1 protein-coding gene is annotated in these 539 nt (G+C 68.8%); it reads right to left on the bottom strand.

Translation table 11 applies throughout. The features are described 5' to 3' along the window. Nucleotides 1-209 precede the first annotated feature (209 nt). Nucleotides 210-539 (bottom strand): hypothetical protein (locus tag C1631_RS25375; protein ID WP_228441502.1); only part of this gene is annotated, 330 nt, incomplete at its 5' end.

A 539-nucleotide genomic window follows, 5' to 3' on the forward strand; every position in this document is an offset into this window, starting at 1 on the left:
GCCTTGTCCCGGTCGGGCGGATCGCCCCAGATGCCGGGCCCGGTGATGCGCATGGCGCCGAACCCGAGTCGGTGAACGGTGAGATCCCCGCCGATCGCGAAGGTGCCCGATGCTTCGACGCTCGCCATGCCTGTGTTCCTCTCGCAGCCTTCCCGCTGACGGGAGAACCCGAAAGGCCGCTGCCGGGTCCGTTGCCGGCGCGGGGCGCTTCAGAACTCGCGGATCAGCCGCAGAGCCGCGACGAGCCCGGCGTTACGGTTCGTGCGGAACTCGACACCGAGGCCGGCCTGGAGGCTCGTCAGTTCCGAGAGCCGGCGGTGGATCTGGGGAATGACGAGGGCGCGGGTGCGGTCGTCCCCGGCGATGTCCTGCCTCAGGTTGACTTCGAGCCCCAGCACCGTCTCCGGATCGAGATCGTAGAAGATGGAATGGTTGAGGAGCAGCGCGGTCGGTCCGAGCCGGCGCAGGCCGACCTGCCGCAGCCCGGCCATGCTCAGCATGCTCCAACGCGCGTCGAAGCGGTATCCGGAGATGTAGAG

The organism is Chryseobacterium phosphatilyticum, assembly GCF_002899825.2.
Lineage (GTDB): Bacteria > Bacteroidota > Bacteroidia > Flavobacteriales > Weeksellaceae > Chryseobacterium > Chryseobacterium phosphatilyticum.